Origin of the sequence: Neisseria sicca VK64 (genome assembly GCF_000260655.1) — a bacterium.
Classification (GTDB): Bacteria; Pseudomonadota; Gammaproteobacteria; order Burkholderiales; family Neisseriaceae; genus Neisseria; species Neisseria sicca_B.
In genome coordinates this window covers 1-4032 of the sequence record NZ_AJMT01000154.1, presented here as the reverse complement: position 1 = coordinate 4032, position 4032 = coordinate 1, and the positions used below count along the sequence as shown (strand labels likewise).

Below are 4032 nucleotides of genomic sequence, written 5' to 3'. Positions count from 1 at the left end.
TCTTTGTTCAAGAGGCTGATGCGCGAACCGCCGTTGACAGGCTCGACGAATACGATGATCTCGGGGTAGGCGGCAGGTTTCTCAACTTTTTTGCCTTTGCCCAGCATACGGCCGAAGAAGCCCGGTTTTTTCGTGGAAACGGCGTCGCTTTCGTTAGGAGCCTGTTGAACCAAGAAGGCGTGGCGTTCGATGTTTTGACCCAAGACATTCAAGCCGATGCGGTCGAGGGCAAGCGCGGTGCGGCGCCAGTTGCGGCCGTAGTCGCCGGAGACGAGCAGGGTGTTGCCGTCGATTCGAGCCAATTCGCTGCCGCTGCGTTTGGCAACGCTTTGGGTCAGCGCGTTCTCAGCTTGTTGCTGATCGACACCCAAGTATTGCATGAAGCGTGCGAGGAAGGCGGCTTCAAGGTTGGGGTCGTTGGCGGCAGGCTGCCACATGGTCGTGTCTTTTTTCTTGTCGGCGTAAACTTCTTTCATGCCTTTGTGGGCGAAGAAGACGTCGGTCGTGCCGTTTTTACCTTGTTCGATGCGGATGATGAATTTATCGCGCTCGCTGGTGGAATAGATGCCGCCCATGCCGACTTTGTCTAAGAGGCGGCGCAGGCCGTCTTGCGGGATTTTGGCGCGGTTTTCCGCCCATTCGGTTTCCATTTGGCCGATGCCGGGTTCTTCGGATTTGATGTCAAAGCCGTTTTCTTGCCAGAATGCTTTCAACAGAGGCCAAATTTCAGCAGGGGATTTGCCTTGGACTTCAATCCAACGTTGGTTGCCGTCGCGCTCCAAACGGACGCCTTTGACGGATTTGAGGACTTCGGAGTTGGCGGCCTGTTGGGTTGCCGATGTGCGGCGGCTCAGGTCGCTGGCGCGGACGGCGCCGCTGCCTGCGGGTATTTGATAGAGGTTGCCTTGATCGGGGTTGTTCAAATCAGGCGGTACTTCTAATTTGACGATTTTGCGTGTCTGGGTTTGGTAGTCCAGCTTAGGCAGGTCTTTTTTGTTGCCCGAACAGGCAGTCATGCTGATCAGGGCGATTGCTACGACGACAGGTTTCATATAGGTCATATTGGTTTCCTGTGGGATGTGATGGGTTAACGGCAGGTCGTCTGAAAACGGTTTTCAGACGACCTTTGCGGTTTATGCGGTGAGTTGTCCGGATTCTTGCAATGCGGCGCGGACTTTTGCCTGTCCGGCTTCGGTCAGAGGGACGAGCGGCAGGCGGACATAAGGGTCGCATTTGCCCAATGCGGAGATGCCCCATTTGGGCGCGGCAGGGCTTGGCTCGCAGAACATAGTGTTATAAATCGGAATCAGGCGGTCATTTAATTGACGAGCGGTCGCAATATCGCCTGCAAGGGCGGCGCGGCACATATCGGCGAAGAGTTTGGGGGCGACATTGGCGGCAACGGTTACGACGCCTTTCCCGCCGCAGAGCATGAAGGGCAGGCCGGTGGGGTCATCGCCGGAAAGGACGGTGAAACCTTCGGGCGCGTGTTTGATTAATTCGAGATTGCTGCCGATGTTGCCGCTGGCTTCTTTGACGCCGACGATGTTCGGGATTTTGGCAAGGCGCAGGATGGTGTCGTTGGTCATGCTGACGACGGTGCGGCCGGGTACGTTGTAGATAATCATCGGAATCGAGGTAGATTCGGCGATGGTTTTGAAATGTTGGTAAATGCCTTCTTGGGAGGGCTTGTTGTAATAGGGGACGACGGAGAGGGTGTAGTCTGCACCGGCTTTTTCGGCGGCGCGGGAGAGCGCGATGGCTTCGAGGGTGTTGTTGGCGCCGGTGCCGGCGATAACGGGAACGCGCTTGTTGACGTGTTTGACCGTTTCTTCGATTACGCTTAAATGTTCTTCGACGGAGAGGGTGGCGGATTCGCCTGTCGTGCCGACGGCGACGATGCCGTCGGTACCGCTTTCGATATGCCAGTCGATCAAATCGCGGAGTTGTTCGTAATGGATGCTGCCGTCTTGATTCATGGGTGTAATCAGGGCAACCAAGCTACCTTGTAACATACGGAAACCTTTTTATTCATTGTGTGAGGTCGATTATGCTTCGGATTGTAGCTTACTTTGTTGTTTGTGTGAAACATATCGGCCGGACGGTTGGTTTAAAGGCTTAAGGGCTATCATATCTTAATAAATAATATTTTTTATAATCATAAAATTATTGGTTTTGAGCAGTGGAAGTGCTGTCAAGAATTAAAATGTGTTAAGCGCATAAATACCGTCTAAAAATGAAGGACTGTCTGGCGCAGGAATTCAAAGAAATTCGAATTTGGGCAGCTGGAGAAGTTTTTACGCTGGAGGATTAGAATTGATAAGGAACCTTTGATTCGCTACAATTTCGTTCCTTAAAATTTTTTAACGTTTGACAACGGACAGGAAGACTGCAATGGCTGAAACAATGAAAAAACAGGCGGATTCGCCTGATTTGGTGTACGGTTTGGAAGACAAACCGCCATTCGAAAATGCCTTATTAAGCGCGATAACGCATCTTCTGGCGATTTTTGTGCCGATGATTACGCCCGCGCTGATTGTGGGCAGCGCGCTGGAATTGCCGGTGGAGATGACGGCGTATCTTGTGTCGATGGCGATGGTAGCGTCGGGTGTCGGCACTTATTTGCAGGTCAACCGCTTCGGGCCGGTCGGTTCGGGGATGCTGTCTATCCAGTCTGTGAATTTCTCGTTCGTCACCGTCATGATTGCGCTTGGCGCGGGGATGAAAGAGGGCGGTTTTTTGACCAAGGATGCGATGATTTCGACGCTGTTGGGCGTGTCGTTTGTCGGCGCGTTTTTGGTGTGTTTCTCGGCATGGCTTTTGCCGTATTTGAAAAAAGTGATTACACCGACAGTCAGCGGCGTGGTCGTGATGTTGATTGGCTTGAGTCTGGTACACGTCGGCATTACTGATTTCGGCGGCGGCTTCGGTGCGAAGACGAACGGCACGTTCGGCTCGATGGAAAACTTGGGGCTGGCGTCGCTGGTGTTGCTGATTGTGTTGATATTCAACTGCATGAAAAATCCGCTGTTGCGTATGAGCGGTATCGCGGTCGGCTTGATTGTCGGCTACATCGTCGCGCTGTTTTTGGGCAAGGTGGATTTTTCCGCACTGCAAAACCTGCCGCTGGTTACGCTGCCCGTACCGTTTAAATATGGCTTTGCTTTCGACTGGCACGCGTTTATTGTGGCGGGCGCGATTTTCCTGTTGAGCGTGTTTGAGGCGGTCGGCGATTTGACTGCGACGGCAATGGTGTCCGACCAGCCGATTGAAGGCGAGGAATACACCAAACGCCTGCGCGGCGGCGTGTTGGCGGACGGTTTGGTATCGGTAATTGCGACGGCTTTGGGTTCGCTGCCGTTGACCACTTTCGCGCAAAACAACGGCGTGATTCAGATGACCGGCGTGGCTTCGCGCCATGTGGGCAAATATATTGCCGTGATTTTGGTGTTGCTGGGTTTGTTCCCCGTGGTCGGACGCGCGTTTACGACGATTCCGAGTCCGGTGTTAGGCGGTGCGATGGTCTTGATGTTCGGCTTGATTGCGATTGCGGGCGTGCGGATTTTGGTCAGCCACGGTATCCGCAGGCGCGAAGCGGTGATTGCGGCGACTTCGGTCGGTCTGGGCTTGGGCGTGGCGTTTGAGCCGGAAGTGTTTAAAAACCTGCCTGTTTTGTTCCAAAACTCCATTTCCGCGGGCGGCATTACGGCGGTTATCCTGAACCTGCTTTTGCCGGAGGATAAAACCGACAAAATCGTCAAAATCGATACCGAGGGGCTGGAGCATTAAGTTTCAAGCGTAAACAAAAAGGTCGTCTGAAAATTTGATTTTCAGACGACCTTTTCTATCGGGCTTGAATTGAAACCGTATTCTGTCAAAGAAGTCGGTTTGTATAGTGGATTAAAATAAAAATGAGACAAGGCGGCAACGCCCGCCGTGTACGGTAGTACATAAGGGCGTTGGCAACGCCGTATCATTGCAATTTTAATCCACTATAATTTATTTGCCGATGGTGACGCGCTTGATGATGAC

General features: G+C 52.8%; 3 protein-coding genes. 1 reads left to right on the top strand and 2 read right to left on the bottom strand.

Features of this window, described 5'->3' with window-relative positions; translation table 11 throughout:
• Both bamC and dapA read right to left on the bottom strand, forming a co-directional pair.
• Window positions 1–1061, bottom strand: a 1061-nt coding sequence (gene bamC / locus HMPREF1051_RS09050; RefSeq protein ID WP_003767508.1) for an outer membrane protein assembly factor BamC, incomplete at its 3' end; no start/stop codon positions are given.
• Between the two features lie 72 nt (window positions 1062–1133).
• Entirely contained in the window at window positions 1134–2015 is an 882-nt protein-coding gene (gene dapA, locus HMPREF1051_RS09045) for a 4-hydroxy-tetrahydrodipicolinate synthase (protein WP_003761579.1), read from the bottom strand.
• Window positions 2016–2394: 379 nt separating this feature from the next.
• On the opposite strand from dapA, the gene HMPREF1051_RS09040 reads away from it, so the two are divergent.
• Window positions 2395–3789: a nucleobase:cation symporter-2 family protein gene (locus HMPREF1051_RS09040; protein ID WP_003767506.1), complete on the top strand. Its 1395-nt coding sequence runs from the start codon at window positions 2395–2397 to the stop codon at window positions 3787–3789.
• Window positions 3790–4032 lie beyond the last annotated feature (243 nt).

Excerpts from the sequence above, each read along its gene's own strand:
- dapA (WP_003761579.1), bottom strand. The coding sequence starts at position 2,015 with ATGTTACAAGGTAGCTTGGTTGCCCTGATTACACCCATGAATCAAGAC.
- HMPREF1051_RS09040 (WP_003767506.1), top strand. The coding sequence starts at position 2,395 with ATGGCTGAAACAATGAAAAAACAGGCGGATTCGCCTGATTTGGTGTAC.